The 278-nt window shown below is 67.3% G+C and carries 1 protein-coding gene; it reads left to right on the forward strand.

The features are described from left to right. On the forward strand, window positions 1–278 hold a 278-nt coding region (locus AC5Y7D_RS30970; protein ID WP_499930013.1), incomplete at both ends, for a protein kinase domain-containing protein.

Genomic DNA, 278 nt, shown 5'->3' on the forward strand with positions numbered 1-278 from the left:
CGCTTCGGCCCGCTGACCCCGCCACGCGCGGTCGCCATCATCACCCAGATCGCCTCGGCCCTGGACGCCGCGCACGCCGCCGGGGTCATGCACCGTGATGTCAAACCGCCCAACATCCTGGTCACCCGCGACGACTTCGCCTACCTGGTCGACTTCGGCATCGCCAGCGCCACCACCGACGAGAAACTCACCCAACTGGGCACCGCGGTGGGCACCTGGAAATACATGGCCCCCGAACGCTTCTCCAACGACGAGGTCACCTACCGCGCCGACATCTA

This window comes from Mycobacterium sp. NGS49 (assembly GCF_059812565.1).